This window comes from Brevibacterium sp. BDJS002 (assembly GCF_028201555.1).
GTDB lineage: Bacteria > Actinomycetota > Actinomycetes > Actinomycetales > Brevibacteriaceae > Brevibacterium > Brevibacterium aurantiacum.
In genome coordinates this window covers 918,189-934,963 of sequence record NZ_CP116392.1, presented here as the reverse complement: position 1 = coordinate 934,963, position 16,775 = coordinate 918,189, and the positions used below count along the sequence as shown (strand labels likewise).

21 protein-coding genes are annotated in these 16,775 nt (G+C 62.6%); 3 read left to right on the top strand and 18 right to left on the bottom strand.

Features of this window, described 5'->3' with window-relative positions:
- Positions 1-78: 78 nt before the first annotated feature.
- The 3 genes from PGC08_RS04325 to PGC08_RS04315 are packed head-to-tail and all read right to left on the bottom strand — an operon-like array spanning position 79 to position 3,998.
- Positions 79-1,251, bottom strand: coding sequence for a PrpF domain-containing protein (locus PGC08_RS04325; protein ID WP_009883942.1), 1,173 nt, complete (start codon positions 1,249-1,251; stop codon positions 79-81).
- Positions 1,248-2,486: an MFS transporter gene (locus PGC08_RS04320; RefSeq protein WP_009883941.1), complete on the bottom strand. Its 1,239-nt coding sequence runs from the start codon at positions 2,484-2,486 to the stop codon at positions 1,248-1,250. The genes PGC08_RS04325 and PGC08_RS04320 overlap by 4 nt, the downstream gene beginning before the upstream one ends.
- Positions 2,487-2,534: 48 nt before the next feature.
- A complete protein-coding gene (locus tag PGC08_RS04315; protein WP_096162229.1) occupies positions 2,535-3,998 on the bottom strand; it encodes a benzaldehyde dehydrogenase in 1,464 nt (487 codons plus the stop codon).
- 221 nt (positions 3,999-4,219) lie between these two features.
- Here PGC08_RS04315 and PGC08_RS04310 point away from each other — a divergent pair, with 221 nt between their 5' ends.
- The gene (locus PGC08_RS04310; protein WP_096162230.1) at positions 4,220-4,993 is read left to right on the top strand and encodes an IclR family transcriptional regulator; all 774 of its coding nucleotides are present in this window, start codon (positions 4,220-4,222) and stop codon (positions 4,991-4,993) included.
- A 37-nt stretch (positions 4,994-5,030) separates the two neighbouring features.
- Here the strand turns inward: PGC08_RS04310 and PGC08_RS04305 are convergent, their stop codons facing one another.
- Together PGC08_RS04305 and PGC08_RS04300 are read right to left on the bottom strand one after the other, a co-directional pair.
- A complete protein-coding gene (locus PGC08_RS04305; RefSeq protein WP_069599562.1) occupies positions 5,031-5,417 on the bottom strand; it encodes a DUF1304 domain-containing protein in 387 nt (128 codons plus the stop codon).
- Entirely contained in the window at positions 5,414-5,677 is a 264-nt protein-coding gene (locus PGC08_RS04300; protein WP_096160322.1) for a DUF2277 domain-containing protein, read from the bottom strand. The genes PGC08_RS04305 and PGC08_RS04300 overlap by 4 nt, the downstream gene beginning before the upstream one ends.
- A gap of 103 nt (positions 5,678-5,780) precedes the next feature.
- Here PGC08_RS04300 and PGC08_RS04295 point away from each other — a divergent pair, with 103 nt between their 5' ends.
- A complete protein-coding gene (locus PGC08_RS04295; protein WP_069599560.1) occupies positions 5,781-6,521 on the top strand; it encodes a GTP pyrophosphokinase in 741 nt (246 codons plus the stop codon).
- 3 nt (positions 6,522-6,524) lie between these two features.
- Here the strand turns inward: PGC08_RS04295 and PGC08_RS04290 are convergent, their stop codons facing one another.
- The 7 genes from PGC08_RS04290 to PGC08_RS04260 all read right to left on the bottom strand — a co-directional run bounded on the left by PGC08_RS04290 (position 6,525) and on the right by PGC08_RS04260 (position 10,834).
- Entirely contained in the window at positions 6,525-7,103 is a 579-nt protein-coding gene (locus tag PGC08_RS04290; RefSeq protein ID WP_096160323.1) for a dihydrofolate reductase family protein, read from the bottom strand.
- 100 nt (positions 7,104-7,203) lie between these two features.
- Positions 7,204-7,794, bottom strand: coding sequence for a thiamine pyrophosphate-dependent enzyme (locus PGC08_RS04285; RefSeq protein ID WP_069599558.1), 591 nt, complete (start codon positions 7,792-7,794; stop codon positions 7,204-7,206).
- Between the two features lies 1 nt (position 7,795).
- Positions 7,796-8,338 carry a thiamine pyrophosphate-binding protein gene (locus tag PGC08_RS04280; protein WP_096162232.1) on the bottom strand — a complete coding sequence of 181 codons (543 nt, stop codon included), beginning with the start codon at positions 8,336-8,338 and terminating at the stop codon, positions 7,796-7,798.
- 11 nt (positions 8,339-8,349) lie between these two features.
- A complete protein-coding gene (locus PGC08_RS04275; protein ID WP_271709601.1) occupies positions 8,350-8,706 on the bottom strand; it encodes a VOC family protein in 357 nt (118 codons plus the stop codon).
- Positions 8,703-9,041 carry a DUF1499 domain-containing protein gene (locus PGC08_RS04270; RefSeq protein WP_035279066.1) on the bottom strand — a complete coding sequence of 113 codons (339 nt, stop codon included), beginning with the start codon at positions 9,039-9,041 and terminating at the stop codon, positions 8,703-8,705. The genes PGC08_RS04275 and PGC08_RS04270 overlap by 4 nt, the downstream gene beginning before the upstream one ends.
- A gap of 22 nt (positions 9,042-9,063) precedes the next feature.
- Positions 9,064-9,597, bottom strand: a complete 534-nt coding sequence (locus PGC08_RS04265) for an O-acetyl-ADP-ribose deacetylase (protein WP_096168465.1) — start codon at positions 9,595-9,597, stop codon at positions 9,064-9,066.
- Positions 9,598-9,610: 13 nt separating this feature from the next.
- Positions 9,611-10,834, bottom strand: a complete 1,224-nt coding sequence (locus PGC08_RS04260) for a Fic family protein (RefSeq protein ID WP_096146533.1) — start codon at positions 10,832-10,834, stop codon at positions 9,611-9,613.
- 101 nt (positions 10,835-10,935) lie between these two features.
- Between PGC08_RS04260 and PGC08_RS04255 the strand changes: the two genes are divergently transcribed.
- Entirely contained in the window at positions 10,936-11,736 is an 801-nt protein-coding gene (locus PGC08_RS04255; protein ID WP_009883923.1) for a class II glutamine amidotransferase, read from the top strand.
- A gap of 48 nt (positions 11,737-11,784) precedes the next feature.
- Here the strand turns inward: PGC08_RS04255 and PGC08_RS04250 are convergent, their stop codons facing one another.
- From PGC08_RS04250 to PGC08_RS04225, 6 genes are all read right to left on the bottom strand, one after another.
- On the bottom strand, positions 11,785-12,219 hold the full coding sequence (locus PGC08_RS04250) for a SipW-dependent-type signal peptide-containing protein (protein ID WP_131259973.1): 435 nt from the start codon (positions 12,217-12,219) through the stop codon (positions 11,785-11,787).
- 71 nt (positions 12,220-12,290) lie between these two features.
- Entirely contained in the window at positions 12,291-13,682 is a 1,392-nt protein-coding gene (locus PGC08_RS04245; protein WP_271709600.1) for a signal peptidase I, read from the bottom strand.
- Positions 13,679-14,392, bottom strand: coding sequence for a SipW-dependent-type signal peptide-containing protein (locus PGC08_RS04240; RefSeq protein ID WP_164514367.1), 714 nt, complete (start codon positions 14,390-14,392; stop codon positions 13,679-13,681). Before PGC08_RS04240 ends, PGC08_RS04245 begins: the two co-directional genes overlap by 4 nt.
- A gap of 35 nt (positions 14,393-14,427) precedes the next feature.
- A complete protein-coding gene (locus PGC08_RS04235) occupies positions 14,428-15,039 on the bottom strand; it encodes a SipW-dependent-type signal peptide-containing protein (protein WP_009881628.1) in 612 nt (203 codons plus the stop codon).
- Between the two features lie 251 nt (positions 15,040-15,290).
- Positions 15,291-15,515 (bottom strand): sulfurtransferase TusA family protein, encoded by a 225-nt coding sequence (locus tag PGC08_RS04230; RefSeq protein WP_009881627.1) that lies wholly within the window; start codon positions 15,513-15,515, stop codon positions 15,291-15,293.
- A complete protein-coding gene (locus tag PGC08_RS04225; RefSeq protein WP_009881626.1) occupies positions 15,512-16,567 on the bottom strand; it encodes a YeeE/YedE family protein in 1,056 nt (351 codons plus the stop codon). The genes PGC08_RS04230 and PGC08_RS04225 overlap by 4 nt, the downstream gene beginning before the upstream one ends.
- Positions 16,568-16,775: the final 208 nt, after the last annotated feature.

The window sequence follows — 16,775 nt, the reverse complement described above, 5'->3', positions numbered from 1 at the left end:
GGGCCGTTTGCCAGCGGGGTCACCAATTGTGAGGGAGGAGAACGTCGTTTCTGCGATCAGAATCGACATTCTCCTCCCTCAGTTTCGGATCTCCACGGCGACCTTCCCGACCATGAGCACCCGTGCGGTGCGGAACAGGGAGGTCGCCGTGACGGTCTTCGCCTTCTCATCCCAAACCGCGGAGGCGGTGACGACTCCCGAAGGTGTGCCGAGGCGGACCTCGGGGCCGGGCACCGAATGTTCGGAACGGGCGATGATGCCGTGGACGATGGTGCCGGGGATCTGCGCGGCCGCGGCCAGGCACATGGCTCCAGTACCCGGTACCGCTTTGTGTGTCTGGCCCATCGAGATCATTCGGACGACGATATCGGAATCGCTCGCACCCAAGCTGGTGCCGTCGAGCAAGGTCGTCGGCTTCTGTGAGGTCACGACCGCAACCTTGGGCACGACCTGCGGAGCGGCCTCGGGCGTCTCGCACAACCCCATCCGCACCGCTGCTTTGCGCCGCAGCTCCTCGATCATCAGCATCGAGGGACGATTGGCGTCGATGGACTCCGGAGACTCATCACCGTTGAGACTGATCGCCGAAGAGGGAACGATGACAACGGGCAGCGCCGCATCGACCATGGAGACGTTGAACATGCGTCCATCGACATCGATCGATTCCGACGCCACTCCCGAGGGCAGAACCCCCGAGGTGCGGCTGCCTGCCGGATCGGGGTAGATGAGTTCGATCGGTGCCCCAGTCCCGCTGACACCGGTGAGTTCGAAGTCTCCTGCGACCGCAGCCTGACCGTCGACGACGGTGAGGCCGACGTCGACGAGCTTGCCGGTGTTCGTGTTGTAGAGGCGGAAGACGTGCCACCCGTCGGCTGCGGAGATGATCTCGGTCAGCAGTGCGAAGGGCACGACACCCGAGGACAGATTTCCGCAGTTGCCGGAGTAGTCCACGACCGCCTCGGCGACGGAGACCTGACCGAAGGTGTAGTCGAGGTCGACGCCTGCCCGCGTTGATGCGGACACCACCATCACCTTCGACAGCGAGGAGATCCCTCCGCCCATGCCATCAAGCTGACGGCCGAAGGCATCCGGGGAGCCGAGCGCGGAACAGAAGATCGCATCCCACGCCGAGGTGTCCCCGTCGGTTCCCGGGGCCGGCGCAGTGTCCAGCTCGGGCAGGGCATCGGCACGGAAGTAGAGTCCCTTGCTCGTGCCTCCGCGAACGAATGCGGCATCGATCCAGTGAGTCATCGGCCGGCGTGGTCCACGGCCTTCGGAACGATGACCATCGCGGCGAAGCCGAGGACGGCGACGACGGCGAAGAGGTAGAAGCCCCACGGGTAGGCGATGCCCGCGGTGACCAGGGTGCCGGTGATGAACGGACCGACGATGGCGCCGAGGCGACCGACGGCCGAGGCCATGCCCAGTGCCGTTCCGCGTGCGGTGGGCGGGTAGATCGCTGAGACGAACGCGTAGACGAGGACCTGGGCGGAGAAGACGAAGACACCGGTGATGAAGACGGCGATGTTGAGCAGTATCTGGCTGGTCATCGGGATGCTCAGCGCCGCGAGGAACACGGCCGCTAGTAGGAACCACATGAGCACGATCGGCTTGGTGCCGTGCTTGTCCGCCAGCCAGCCGGCGATGACGAGCCCGACGACGGCGCCGAGGTTGAGCACGAAGAGCATGACGAGGGAGTCGGAGACTTCGTAGCCTGCGTCAGCCATGATCTTCGGCAGCCAGGTGTTGAGTCCGTAGACGAGCAGCAGACCCATGAAGCTGGCGGCCCAGACGCCGATCGTGACCAGTTTGAACCGGCCGACGAACAGTCCTGCCATGCCGGTCTTCGGGGCCGCGGTCGTCGAGCTTTGGGCTTCGACGAATTCCTGGGATTCCGGCAGCTTCCACCACAGCAGTGGGACGAGCACGAGTCCGGCGACGCCGCCGGCGATGAAGAGCAGGTGCCAGTTGTGGGAGTAGAAGACGGCGAGCAGGGAGATCGCCACGGCACCGGCGTGGTAGCCGGTCATCGTCAGTGTCGTCGCCTTGCCGGTCTTGCCTGACTTGTTGTGCTCGCTGATGTAGGCCAGGCAGCCGGGCATCACGGCGCCCAGAGCCAATCCGGCGATGAACCGGAAGGTGGTGAACAGGGCGACGTTGGGAGAGAACGCAACGAGAATCGTGAAGATGGAGAAGAAGAGCACGCAGAAGATGATCGTGTAGCGGCGACCGAAGCGATCGGCGATCGGCCCCACTGCCGCAGCACCGAGGCCCACACCCACCAGGCTCAGAGTCGCGACAAGGGTCGCGGCCTCGGGGGTGAAGCCGATGGCGTTGGTCGCCAGGAGCTCGGGGATCACGGCCCCGAGCACGACGAGGTCGAAGCCCTCGAGGGCGACGGCCAGCCAGCACAGGATCGCGGGCCAACGAGTATCGGTCGCGCGAGCTGTGGTGGCAGCCCCAGTGGATGCGGCAGGTGTGGACATCGGTGTCTCCGGTCGTTCAGGTGTTCGAGTAGTCGGTAGGTAGAGGAATCAGAAGGGGTATGGGGCGATCTGCGAGCGCATCGTGACCCACTGGGTTTCGGTGAAGGCCTCGATATTGGCCTCTGCCCCACCGAAGCGGGATCCGTTGCCGGAGTCCTTCGTGCCGCCGAAGGGCACGTTCGCCTCATCGGAGACGGTCTGCTCATTGATGTGGACCTTGCCGGAATCGACGAGATCGGCCAATTCGATGGCCATGCCCACATCGCCGAGGATGCCCACGGACAGCCCGTATTCGCTGGCGTTGACCAGTTCCGCGGCCTCCTCGAGAGTCGAGAAGCGGCTCACGGGCGCCACCGGTCCGAAGATCTCCTGCGTCCAGGCCGGGTTCGACGGGCTCAGATCCGCGAGCACCGTCGGCGGCACGAAGGCGCCCTCGCCGGTGCCCCCGGCAACGAGTCGTGCCCCATCGGCTTGGGACTTGTCGATGATGTCGCGGATGTTCGTCCGCTGTTTGTCGTCGATGATCGGCCCCAGCGCGACCTCCTCGGTGGCGGGATTGCCCACAGGCAGGTTCCGGGCACGTTCGGCCAGCTGTTCGACGTACTCGTCGTAGATGGAATCGTGGACGAGGTGGCGGCCGGTGGTCATGCAGATCTGTCCCTGGTGCATGAAGGAACCGAATGCCCCCGCCGAGGTGGCCGGGCCGACCTCTGCCCCCGGAAGGACGACGAGTGCATTGTTTCCACCCAGTTCCAGGTGGCAGCGCTTGAGGAGGCGTCCGGCGGCTTCGCCGACCTTGCGCCCGGCGGCAGTTGATCCGGTGAAGGAGATGACGGAGACCTCGGGCGCTGCGACGACTGCTTCGCCGGCTTCCCGGCCACCGGGCAGCACCTGCAGGAGTCCCTCGGGCAGGCCAGCCTCGGCGAAGATGCGGGCCAGGCTCACACCGCCGCAGACCGCGGTGCGTGGGTCCGGCTTGAGCAGGACCGCATTGCCCAGGGCCAGCGCCGGGGCGACCGAACGGATGGAGAGGATGAGGGGGAAGTTGAACGGTGCGATGACGGAGACGACTCCGGCTGGCACTCGGCGGGCGAACGACCAGCGAGGCTCGTTCGAGGTCAGGACCTGCCCCTTGGGGTGGCTGGGCAGGGCGGAGGATTCGTAGCAGATCTGCTCTGCGGAGCTGACTTCGAGACCTGCCTTGGCGGGGATGCCACCGGATTCGCGAACGATCCAGTCGGAGAGCTCCTCGGCGTGCTCGGCCCACAGCGCACCGGCCCGGCGGAGGACGGCGGCGCGTTCGGCAGGTGGCGTCTTCGCCCATTCCTTCTGCGCGGCGGCAGCACGAGTGGCGGCCGTATTCACATCTTCGGCGTTCGCAGCGCCCATGCGGCCCAGGGTCTCCCCCGTTGCCGGTTCGATGACGTCATAGGACTCGTCGGCGCCGTTCGTCCAGGTGCCGGTGAAGATCTTCTCGTGCCACTGGGTGCCGAGGAAACTGTTCTCGCTCATGTCGTTCGTCCCTGTTCCTTCGCTGGTCGGGTTGTGACTGTGGTCGTCTCGTCCCGCGCTCACCGGCCGCTGGCTGCCGCTCCCTTGAGGTCGACCGATTCGGGCACAGCTGATGCACGGCGATGTCACGCCTATCGGCCACAATAGTGATGCGGACCACGAGGAGCCATCGCGGGTCCATTCATTGAGAATTCGAGTCGCCCGGGGCTACGATTGCGGTTATGGCGAACTCTCAATCGGGCGATTCCATGATCGATCGGCTGGTCCGGGTCCTCGGCTCCTTCGACCCCGATCATCAGAGCCTGAGCACCGAGGAGCTCTCCGAGCGAGCAGCCTTGCCGAAGTCCACGGCCTACCGGCTGATCAACGACATGATGCGGCACAATCTGCTGCAGCGTGACCCCAATGGGCGGCTGCGCATCGGCGTAGGAATGTGGGAGCTGTCGAATCGCGCCTCCGACGCCGTCGACCTGGCCACCCTCGCCCGACCTCATATGATGGCCGTCCACGATTTCGTCGGCGAGAACACCCAGCTGGGGATCCTGCGCGAACGCGAGGTCCTCATCATCGAGAGGATGTCGAAGCCGACCGCCGTCGTCCACCGTTCGAAGACGGCCGGGAGACTTCCCGCCCATGCCTCCTCATGTGGGCTGGTGCTCCTCGCTCACGCTCCGAAACATGTGCGCGAGGCCTATCTGCGCGGCCCGCTGGCCGCGATCACCGAGAAGACGACGACCGATCCGGCCGTGCTGCGCAAGATGCTCGCCACGATCCGGACCTACCACTACGCGGAGCTCGTCGGCCATATCGATGACGGCACCACGGGAATCGCGGTGCCCGTCTTCGACGGCACCGGACTGACGATCGCGGGCCTCGGAGTCGTCGTCGACTCCGAACACCATGTGGGTGGGCCGGCGATCATGCAGGCCCTGCGCACCGCCTCGGCGGGGATCACGAAGGACCTCGAGGCGCAGGGGAAATCAGTGATGGATTGATCGGGCCGGGCTCCTCACGTGTCAGGCTCCCCGTTCGTCAGACGGCGATGCCGATGAGCAGAGACACGACCGCCAGCAGAGGCAGCAGGCCCTGCTTGATCGCCGAGGAGGCAAGGTCGGGTGACGAAGCCACGAGCACGAGTGCCGCTGCGAGCATCGATCCGACTCCGGTGAAGACGAGCGTGAGGCCGACCGTCGGTGCACCGGCGAGGCAGACGATGATGCCGATGAAGACCGCGAGGGCGAGGAAGAGATTGTAGAAGCCCTGATTGAAAGCCATGGACTTCGTGGCAGCAGCATCCTCTTCACTGGTTCCGAATGTCGCACGAGCACGCGGGCCCGTCCAGGCAATCGACTCCAGATAGAAGATGAAGACGTGCAGGGCCGCTGCCAGCCCGGCGAGGATGAGCCCGAGGATCGTCATGCACGGGCCTCATATCTGGCTCGTCGCTTCTCAGCCTCGACCTCACGGTTCTTCGGTGGTGCCGTGGTCACCAAGGCGTCGAGGAGATGCTGAGTCGTGTGGGCGATCTCCTCAACGGCTGCCTCGAATGCGGCGGCATTGGCTTGGGAGGGCTTCGTTGTGCCCGCGATCTTGCGCACGTACTGCAGCGCTGCGGCGTGCACTTCGTCCGAGGTCGCGAGGGGTTCGAAGTTATGAAGGGTTCTGATGTTCCTGCACATGGTCTTACGGTACGCCGAGGCACTGACACACGGTAGGGCGAGCGCCGCGGGGACGGGCGGGGATAAACTTGCAGGGCACCGCCCACGCCACTCACGGAGGATCATGAGCCGACACCAGCACCCCTCGAGCTTGGCGCTGTCCCCTGGCCAGGTGGCAAGCGTGCGCGCCCTGCGGCAGGATTTCTCTCAGCTGATCATGGAGCACCGCTTCGTCATCAACGAGCTGCTGACCAAGATCTCCATTCTGCGTGAGGAGTCCGAGCACGCTCACAGTTACAACCCGATCGAGCACATCACCTCACGGGTGAAGTCGCCGCGGAGTCTGCTCGAGAAGGTCAATCGGCGAGGGCTCCCGCTCGACATCGAGGTCATCCGCGCGAACATCACCGACATCGCGGGCATCCGCATCACCTGCAGCTTCATCGCAGACACCTACCAGGTCCTGGAGATGCTGACTGCGCAGGACGATGTTCGGGTCGTGGAGATCAAGGACTACATCGCCGATCCGAAGCCCAACGGATACAAGAGCCTGCACGCGATCCTCGAGGTGCCCGTCTTCCTCAGCCAGGGACGGACCCCGGTCATCTGTGAGGTTCAGATCCGCACCATCGCCATGGACTTCTGGGCCAGCCTGGAACACAAGATCCACTACAAGTTCGCAGGTGAAGTTCCCGATCGGCTGGTTGATGAACTCACTCAGGCCGCCGAGGTGGCCGGCCAGCTCGATCGCAAGATGGAGCAGCTGCACGCCGAGGTCCACGACAGCGAGCCCAACACCGCCAGCGAAGACTTCGATGACGAGGCGCTGCGCATCCTCTGGGAGCTGAGCAACCAGTCCGAGTGAGCCTTATGGCGTGAGATCCTGCTGGCGGCGCGGACGAAACCTGCGGAACCAGGCACCCATGTTCGCCTCGTCAGCCTCAGCCAGCTCCCAATAGACGCGCCTGCCACCGGGCACGTCGAAGACCCTCGTGCCGTCACCGAGGAAGATGGGTGCGACGAAGACCTGCATCTCGTCGATGAGATCGACCTCGAGCGCCTGCCGACCGATGTCGGCGCTGATGATCTGGATGTCACGATCACCGGCGATGGCCCGGGCCCGATCGACCACCTCGGCGATGGAGCAGTTCACGGCAGTGATCGTCGTGTCCTCGGCGAGCTCCTCGGGGCGGTGGGTGAGGATGAACTCGGTGCCTTCCCACGCCCCGCCGTAGGCCTCGGAGGTCAGTTCGTCGCGCTCGGCTGCCTGTGCCTTCGCTGCGTCATAGCCGCGACGCCCGGAGATGATGACGGCGACCTGGGAGGCGAGATCCTCCACGGTCCCATCGGCGAGTGACCCGAGACCGGACATCCAGGACATATCGTGATTCGGGCCGGTGATGAACCCGTCGAGTGACGCTGTGAAACCCCATGTGACTCTTGCCATCGCTCCTCCTTGAGCACAAGTGATTGCGTTTGGCAATCACTTTCTACCCATTCAACCACCGGAGGACGGCAGTGACAAGGGACGGAGCAGGCGACGGTAGCTACACGGCGGTGTGAGGTTCTAACCTCGCCGTCAGCCACGATTGGAAGCGGTGGGCGAGGACGACCGGGTCGACGAGGAGCTTGGGGATATCGGCGGCATTGCCTGCCTCGATGCTTACATGCAGCAGCGTCGGCCCGGTCGTCGTCAACAGGCGATCGAATTCGTCGCGCAGCTGAGCTGTGTCTTCGGCTCGGCCGACCGTCCAGCCCGCGGCTTCGGCGAGTTTGCCCAGATCGACGCGTGAGGAATAGGTCGGCAGGCCTGCAGTCGATCCGTACACCTGGTTGTCGAGGAGGACGAGGAACAGCTTCTCGGCTCCGAGGAATCCTCCGGTGGGCAGCACATTCGGGTTCATCAGCAGGGATCCGTCGCCTTCGAGCCCGATGACCTTGGGCAGGTCCGAGTCCTTGGCTGCCAGGGCGAGACCGGTGGTGATGGAACCGACGAGGCCCATCGAGTCGAGGACGTAGAAGTGGTTGTCCCGGTTCTCCACGGAGGCCAGTTCACGGCTCGTCGCCGCGCACGTCACGACGACCGCCAATTCGGCGGTCAGGCCGTTGAGGACCTCGAGTGCTTCGATGCGCTTCATCTCAGGCCACCTTCCCATCGGTGTTCCAGAAGGAGCCGAGGACAACGACGGGACGATAGGTCATACGAGCGTGAACACCCGCCTCGGCGACGGTCTGCTCCCAATCCTCGGACGATGAACGACGATCGAGCTCGAGAACCTGAAGTCCCGCAGTGCGCAGAATCGCAGGCATCGGCTGGCTGATCGAATGAATCATCGAGTTGTACTCCCCCGGGCCGCCACGGGTATTGGCGAAGATGAGCAGCGGCAGATGATAGGACAGCGAGAACGTCGTCAGAGCCGTGAGACTGTTGCCGAAGCCGTTGTCCTGCATGACGATCGCCCCGAACTTTCCGGCCAAGGGCAGGGCACCGAGGACTCCGATCGCTTCCTCCTCGCGGGAGAGCGGCTTCACTCGCTCTGAGATTCCGGCACTGCCACCGTCGGCGGAGACCAGATGGTCGATGACAGGAGCGATGGTGACCGAGGGAACGTAGCCGATGAGGTCAGCACCGGCGTCCCAGATCCCATCGGCGACGGCCTGCGTATATGACTTCGTTGTCACGGAATTCCTCATTAGGTGACTCGGTGTTGGGTGATGTTGATGGCGTTGCCGTCGGGGTCGCGGACGAAGAAGCGCGTCACACCCCATTCCTCGGTGGTCAGCGGATGGACGATGTCGAGGCCACGATCGACAGCCTCGGCGTAGGCGGCATCGATGTCGTCGACCTTGAGCGAGAGGACAGGCGTGATGGGAGCGGTAGCGTCCTTCGTGACGAGTTGGACGTGGGCTCCGGTCTCCGCCGAGGTGAAGCGGGCCACCCAGCCCAAGTTGAACTCTTCGGTGCCCAGGCCGAGGAAGTCTTCGTAGAATCCTCGGGATGCCTCGATGTCGGATACCGGAATGTCCGAGATGACGTCGCGGATCTTCATGGTCTTCCTGCCTCCGGTGCGTGGGGAGGCTCGAGGCCGGCCCTGATCTGCTGCACATTTCCCCTGTTCACTCCCCAGTCGAAGAACTGAAAGGGAAAGGCACAGGCGCTGCGAATGCGCACGACGGTGCCATCCGACGCCTGACCGATGTGGACAGTGATCTTCTCGCCCCAGCTTCTCCACGTCGCCCTGAACGAGGCACTGAGCACCCCGGGCTGCGTGGTCGCAATCGACCCGGCGGCCCCCTGCAGGTTCCTCAGCACTTCGAAAGCCCTCTGCCAGACGTCAGCGGCGGCGAAGGGGACGGTCATGCACTCTTCGTACTTTGCACCCATGGTTAGAGCGTAACCCCAGTTCTCACCACTGGTCGTGGTCGAAGACCTGGCAGAACACGCTCGTCATCGAGTCGCTGAAGAGGACGAAGACCACCTCGGCGACCTGCTCCCAGCGCCCGCGCTCACGGCCGTCGACGATGACGGAGTGGGCCGCCTCGGCGACGTCCCTGGCCGACCAGCCGTAGACTCCCCCGCCGATAGCCGGGAAGGCCACCGAGGTGGCGCCGAGTTCCGCAGCCACGTTGAGGCTGGCTTCGAAGCAGGATTCGAGCACCTCAGGGTCGGCTTCGCCCTGAGTTCGGTTCGGGCCGACCGTGTGGATGACCCACGTGGCCTTGAGAGCACCGGCCGATGTTGCAACGGCCTGACCTGCGGGAAGTCCGCGCGGGTGGCTGGTTTGGCGTATCTCCCGGCAGGCTTCGAGCAGCTCGGGCCCGGCCGCTTTGTGGATGGCTCCGTCGACGCCGCCTCCGCCGAGCAGACTTGAGTTGGCGGCGTTGACGATCGCGTCCACGGAGGCCTCGGTGATGTCTCCCTCGAGTACCGTGATCTTCATGGTCCGAGTCTAATCACCGCCCGCTTCGTCGCGCACTGTCCGCGAAGTCGTCGAGAACGCTGAGCACACCTGGCTGGCGCCAGACACGGTTCCTTCTGCGTCCTGTTTCCTCGATAAGAATGCCGCGATCGACCAACGTGTCGATCGCACGCAACGCAGTCACCTGGCTTGTCCCCAGTGCGGCAGCGACGAAGCTGAGATTGACCACTGGCTGTGCAATCAGTGTGGGCAGCAATGTCCATGACGCCGAGTCGCGCCTGACCCCTGCCAGCGCCTGCTTCATCTCCTGCAGCACGGTGAGCAACTCGTCCATGAGCTGTCTGCCAGCATGGCTGGCAAACCGTGCAGCACGCGTGAACTGAGCAATGATCGGCCCTGCATCACCGGAGCGAAATGCGCCGAGCGCGGCGAAGTACGCACCGATGTCTGTGAGCAGTCCCGCCGAGATCGGTATCACCGAAGTGGTGACGAGCCCCTTCTCCTTGAGAATTGCGTGCACCAGAGCTCGCCCGGTTCTGCCATTGCCGTCTGCAAACGGGTGAATGGTCTCGAACTGCGCATGAGCGACGGCAGCCTGTACCAGCACGGGAAGATCTTCTCGCGCGATGAATTCGACGAGATCTTCCATGGCAGGTGGAATCCGACGGTGCGCCGGCGGTACAAAATCGGCGAGCAACGGCCCGCTTCCCCCCGGCCCGATCCACACTTGCTGTTCACGGAACCGTCCTGCTTCGGAAGCCATCATCCGATCACTCTTCAGCAGAGCCCGGTGCATGTCGAGAATCGACTGGAGCGAAATCTCACCCGACACTCCGATCGCAGTCTCCATGGCATGCACGTTGCCCAGAACGGTTGTGGCATTAGCCTTCGTCGTCTCGTCGATGGCGGCAAGTGCAAGCTGAAGAGCCGATGTTGTCAGCTGCTCGATTTGAGAGCTGGATGCGCTCTCGGTCCGCAGCAGAATTGCCGGCATAGGGCTGCCGATGCGATCACCTGCACCCAGTTTTCCTGCTGCGAATCCGTCGACCCGCGCCAAAGCTCCGGTGGCATCGTCGACGTCAGCATGCATTTCAGCCGGAAGATGCACCTCCCACCCAGCGATCTCCGGCACTAAGGCTGCACGATAGATACCAGTCTGGCGCTGAACCTCCCGACGGCTGAGCATGTCCGGATTGACTGGTGACCAACTCAGTTCCTCACTATCCAGCGAGGGTACCGGGACCTCGATAACCGTCATTGCGCGAGCTCCTTATTAACACTTAATAAACTATCTGTTAGTTATAGTCTAACCAATTCACACTTCGCAGTCGATGTATCTACCGGACGTAGCCTGGAGACATGTGCAGACTTCTCGGCTACATCTCCCCCACTCCGGCGAGCGCAGCGGACCTCATCGGCACCGACGAGTGCCGGCAGTGGCAGGATTTGGGCAGATTGCACGACGACGGGTGGGGCACAGCGTGGATCAGTACTGATCCCACCGACGCCGAGGTGGTCAAGCGCTTCCGTAGGCCCCGTGAAGGTGCCGATGATCCGCAGCTGACGGATGCACTTGATGCGGAGACGAGCATCGGTCGAATCTTCCACCTGCGGATGGCGACGGCGGGCATGGACGTGCACGAGGAGAACACTCACCCGTTCCTGACTTCAGACATTGCTCTTGCTCACAACGGCTCCGTTCATCCGATCGACCGACTGCGCGAATATGTCACGTCCGCCGAGGTGGAGCGCATCGGCGGGACCACAGACAGTGCCATCATCTTTGCACTCATACTTCGACGCGTGGATGAGGGCGAGACATTGTTCGATGCGACGGTCGCGACCGTGCGGATGCTGCGCGCAGACTTCGACCATCCGGGGATCAACCTGCTCGTGCTCAGCGCCGAGGAGATGATCGTCGTCCACGCGACCGCGGGAACGGCGATTCCGTATCAGAGCTTCGACACCTCGGGCACGGGCGGTGAGCTGCCGTTGGACCATAAGGACCACTACTACCGGATGAGCTGGCAGCGCTTAGCTGACGGCGCGATGATCGTGTCGTCCTCAGGACTGGACCATAAGGGATGGAACCTCATCGAGCAGAATACGGCGATGCGGCTGACTGTGGCGGATGGGGCGGAGACTGTGGTGGGGGTTTGAGGGGGCCGATCTGCATGACGAGACCTCGACGATTGTTCAAAGTCTTGGTCAATTGCACCCTAGAAGGAGCGGGACCACCGCGAGGTTCACCACTGACGCACTGCTGTGCATCGGAGTTGATACCCAAGTTCCTCCAACGATCTTTGCTCTAACGGTGAAATTCACATTGCCCAAGCTCAAAAGAGCTCGCGACTTGTAGACATAGCTATTCTCAGTGATCGTACGACTTCCACTGTCTCCGATCAGCGACGGCTGCCAAGACACGACATACTCGATCGCAACATCGTCAGGAACATCTGGCCGATCCCAATCAAGCTGTACTTCAGTTTTCAGCAACAAAGGCAACAGACCATCGTCGCTATCTATACATTTGAGATTCTGAACAGGCTGAATTTTCCCAGCCGTAAACGCCCCTGTCGCCTCATCCTCGTCGGTCCACGCAGCCAAAGTCGAGTGCACGCCGGATAGTCCAAGCACGATCATGACGAGTAAGAGCCCTGCGAAGAAAGCCTGAATTCGGCGTTTCTGCTTCGGCCTCTGCCTACTAGCGCGACTCATAGCTTCCTCCGGCTTCTGGTTCTGGCGATGACAATAGATCCTGTCGCGATGAGCGCGCAGGCAAGCAATAGGATCCACAGCCATCCTTCGATTCCGGTTCGCGGGAGATCGCCTGGTGCATCGGGGGCATCAGGACCGCCTGGAACGTCTGGATCACCGGGGCCCAGCGAGACTTCTTCCCCTTGGCCGATCGCAGTGAGTCGCACGCTGCTTCGCTGTCCGGCGACCGCCTCGGCGTGGGCGCTTTGCGCCAGGGTGACAGTCACTTGCACTCGACGCTTCTCGTCACTGGGCATGTCGAGAAGTGGCCGATTATTATCGGGAGCTGCGCCGAGTGCACTGAGTGTGGTTTGGTGGATCAGCTCTTCGCCGCCGCCGGCGCACTTGTTCATCGACACGATCTCTGTACAAGCCCGGACGTCGACGAGCAGTTCGTCGGCGATTGCTTTTGTCAGCTGCCCAGAGCCGATCTCCAATTCCACTGTCCCTGGCTCCGGGGCATCTGCCCAGACGTCGACTGTCCAGTACGCTGAGGCACCGGGGCTGAGATTGAGCATTCTCGACTCGTCACCGACAGCACGCATGCGCAGGTACTGGCCGCGGGCTTCGGCGGCGGTGTTGGTTGTGGCGGTGTCGCTTGCGGTGGTTGAAGCAGCCGCGATCATCGAGGACGTTGGCTCGAGTGCTGGGAACGGACCACTGCTCGTTGCCAACAAGAGTGCGGCAATGGGAAGCGCGATGGCATGCTTCGGTGAGCGAGTTACAGCTGATCGGGATTCTTGGTGCAGCGCGGCCGCGGCATTGTCGGGCGTACCCTCAGCCACCTCGGCGACTTCATCACCATCTGCATCTTCCTCACGCCTGGGCCAGAATGCCCAGACCACAAGCAGTGAGGCAGCAATTGTGATGCCGCCAAGCACGAAGGGGTCGCGGAACTGCTGAATGGTCGGCGCCACTCCCGGAATCGAGAACATAACTCTTCGAACGGTGTCCGCTGTGTAGGGCTCGGGGTCCTTCGCCTCGTTCGCATCGCCCTTCATCTCGAAGATGACCTCACCGGACTGAGCATCGGTATCCAGGATCGATGTCACGCGGTGCGTCACGGGCAGAACCTTCTCACCACGGTCGGCGGTGATGATGTCTCCGACTTCCATCTTCTCGGCGGGGATCTCGTGTACGAAGGCGATCGAGCCGGCGGTGATCGTCGGGCTCATAGATCCGGTGCGGAACATCATGATCGACACGTTGAAGACGAAGCTGAGGATAACGAGGACGATACACACGCCCCCCAGGGCGGCGAGGATGTTGAGCAACGCGGCGCCAAGCCACGAGGCCAGGCCTTTCTTGCCTGATGTGCGCGAACTGTGCGATCGCTTCTGGGCCATCATGATTTCTCAGTCGGAACGGACTCGGCGAAGAACTTCCAGGTCTTCGAGGCTTCGGTGCCCTGCGCGGTGGTCGGTGTGCTCGACGGAAGGGTGACCTCAAAGCAGTACGCTGTCACTGACTCAGACGCTCTACTGACGGATTGACTTTTTGCGCCGCCAACCTCGGTTTTGAAAGGAATGGTCGACGAAGCACTGCCGTAGACGTAGGTTGGCGAACCGGAAAATGAATTCTCACCGCATTTGAACGAAGTTTCACCATTTGCAGCGAGCGATTCAGTAACTGCGCGATACACAAGCGAATCGACTATTCCGCCAGATTGGCCATTACCATTTTTGCTAGCCACGCTCAGCTCACCATCCATCGTGGTGTTCGACGTCGTCCGCACGAGCACCGGTGCGTAGACCTTCGAGCCCGGGTACATCCCGCTGGCGTCAAAGGTTGCCTCCGAATTGTTGCTCCAAGCCGAGCCGTCGACAGCCATCTCGATGTTGAACCTGCCAGCTTCGAATGACCCCGAAGCTTCCTCGGTGTCGGTCCAGGCCGCCAACGTTGCCGCTGAACCGATGCCGAAGACCAGACCGCCTGCGAGGACCGCTTTGATGCGGCGGCTGCGCAGACGCCTGCGCTTCTGCTCAAATTCGCGAATCTGCCGTCGACCGTCTGAGCGGGCCTCGGCAGAGACCCGCTCAGACGGATCGGGGCCGCGCAATGGACCCATCGGAAGTCGCACGAAGGTTGGTGTGATTACTCAGCCGAGGTGGCGGTGAACTGCCACTGGGCGTTCGTGTTCTGGCCCTGCGTCAGACTGTCATCGGCAGTGACTTTGAAGCACAGCGTGATAGGTGCCCCCGCGGTCGCATCAGCACCTGCGATGAGGTCGAAGCCCTCAGCGCGGGCGGTGGATCCCAGTGCTGTGTCAGCGGGGACGATCGAGGTGCCGGTTGCGTCTGCGCTGCAGGCGCCAGCATTGGCCACGCTGACGATCTCGTAGGTCAGCGCCGTCGGGTTGTCGCCGCCTCCCGTAGCGTTTTCGAGCACCACGCTCGCGTCGTAGGAGGTTTCGCCATCGAGGCGAAGAACGAAGGGAGCTGCCACGGTGTCACCGGGAGACATGTTATCGCCACCGGCGAGGTCGAAGTTCAATGATGCAGCGCCGTCGGAGCTCTCATGATCAGTGAAGCTGTCTTCGGCGCCCGTGGTGCTTCCCTGCACGTTGAAGGAACCGGCGCCGAAGGTTCCCTCGGCCCATTCGTTGTCCGTCCAGGCGGCCAGCGTCACGGCAGCTCCGACTCCGAGGACGATACCACCGGCGAGGATGGCCTTGAACTTGCGTGAGCGCGTCGTCGACTGCGTCATTCTGACTCCTTGAAAAGGCACGTAAGTGCACAGATCACCCGCTTTGGTGACTTGATCATGATCATATAATTACTTTTCGATTAAAGCCATTAATCACAGTTGTGCTTTTAGCCACAGAAGAATACTTTTAAATAACATTCCGGGAATTACGCGAAAACTCAACTACGCAGCAACAAAGGCGGCCCTGCGTATTCGCAGAGCCGCCTTTCCAGCGGGGATGCTCGGGTAGCCGAGGGGAGGACTGCGGCCGTTCAGGCCTTCCGCACGGTGATCGTCCAGCTGGCATCGCCGGTGCGATCGAAGTGGGTCACGGGATAGCCGTTCTCCGCTGCCCACTGAGGAATCGCCTCGGTGGCTTGAGTGCAATCGAAGTTGATGACGAGCTCATCGCCGTTGTCCATTCCGCCGATCGCGTCCTTGGCCTCGACCAAGGGGAAGGGGCAGACAAGACCGTTTGTTTCCAATACCTGTTTCATACACTCCTGCTTTCTGCGGGCTGCGCGGCACCTGTCCGCGCTCCTGACTTGATGGTGAACTTCGCGGCGACTCCTGCGCCGACGATCATGAAGAAGGTTGCGACCCAGCCCTGGTACTCGAACTGTGCAGTCGAGACCATGGCGTTGCCGACCGTGCAGCCGCCGGCGATTGCAGCACCGACGCCCATGCCGACTCCGCCGAAGATGGACTTGACCACGGTCGCCTGATCGGGGACCCGGATCCGGAACTCGCCGGAGGCCTTGGCCGCGATGAACGAGCCGATGAGAATGCCGATGACAAGCATGACGCCCCAGTCAACGAGCGAAGCATCGCCGGTGCCCAAGAATGTGGTGAGATTCGCCGAGGGCGTCGTGATGCCCAGGCCGGAGTTGCGTCCGGTCGCAGCCGAGAGCGGCCACGCGATCGTCGCGATGATGCCGATGACCACGGCAGTGACGAACGGGTTCCAGCGCTTCTCCGTGAGGATGTGGGCCAGGCCCTTCTTCAACGGCGGCAGGGTCGCGACGGGGGTGGCGGTCTTCTTGTTGTGATGCACGGTGACCGCGATGGCCACAGCCGAGATAATCGCGACGAAGACCCACGGGTTCAGCCCTGTCGACGCCTGGAGTGTGCCGCTCTCGATCGTGATCGAGCGCAGCCCCTCCGTCACCGAGGTGAGCGGACCGTTCTTCATCACCGCAGATGTCAGCGCATAGAAGATCAGAGCGAACCAGCTGCCGACCAGGCCCTCACCGGCTCGGTAGTAGGTGCCGGTGGCACATCCGCCGGCGAGCACCATGGCAAAGCCGAAGATGAGGCCGCCGATGATCGAGGCCAGCCACGGGAACGGCGAGGCCTCCAAGGTGATGACGCCGAGCCCATTGAGCAGGAACAGCCCGATCGAGTGCACGGCGATAAGAAGGATGAGCGCCGAGAACCATCGCGTGTTCCCGGTCAGAGTGAGATCGCGGAAGGCTCCGGTCACGCAGAAGCGTCCTCGCTGGAGGACGAATCCGAGTGCCAGGCCGACGATCAGGCCGGTGATGATCATTCATGAGCTTTCTGTTTGTAGGCAGCTGACTGCCGTCACGATTCGCGTATGTGTTGAGCTAAAACTCACACGGGTGGGCCGAAAAGAACGCCCTACCCGCACATCACGAACACAACATCCCATATTGTGCTCAACAATCCGACTCACCGTCAACATCTCCGCCGCAATCCCCGTCAATCCGCGGTCCGCCCGCCGATCAATCTCATTC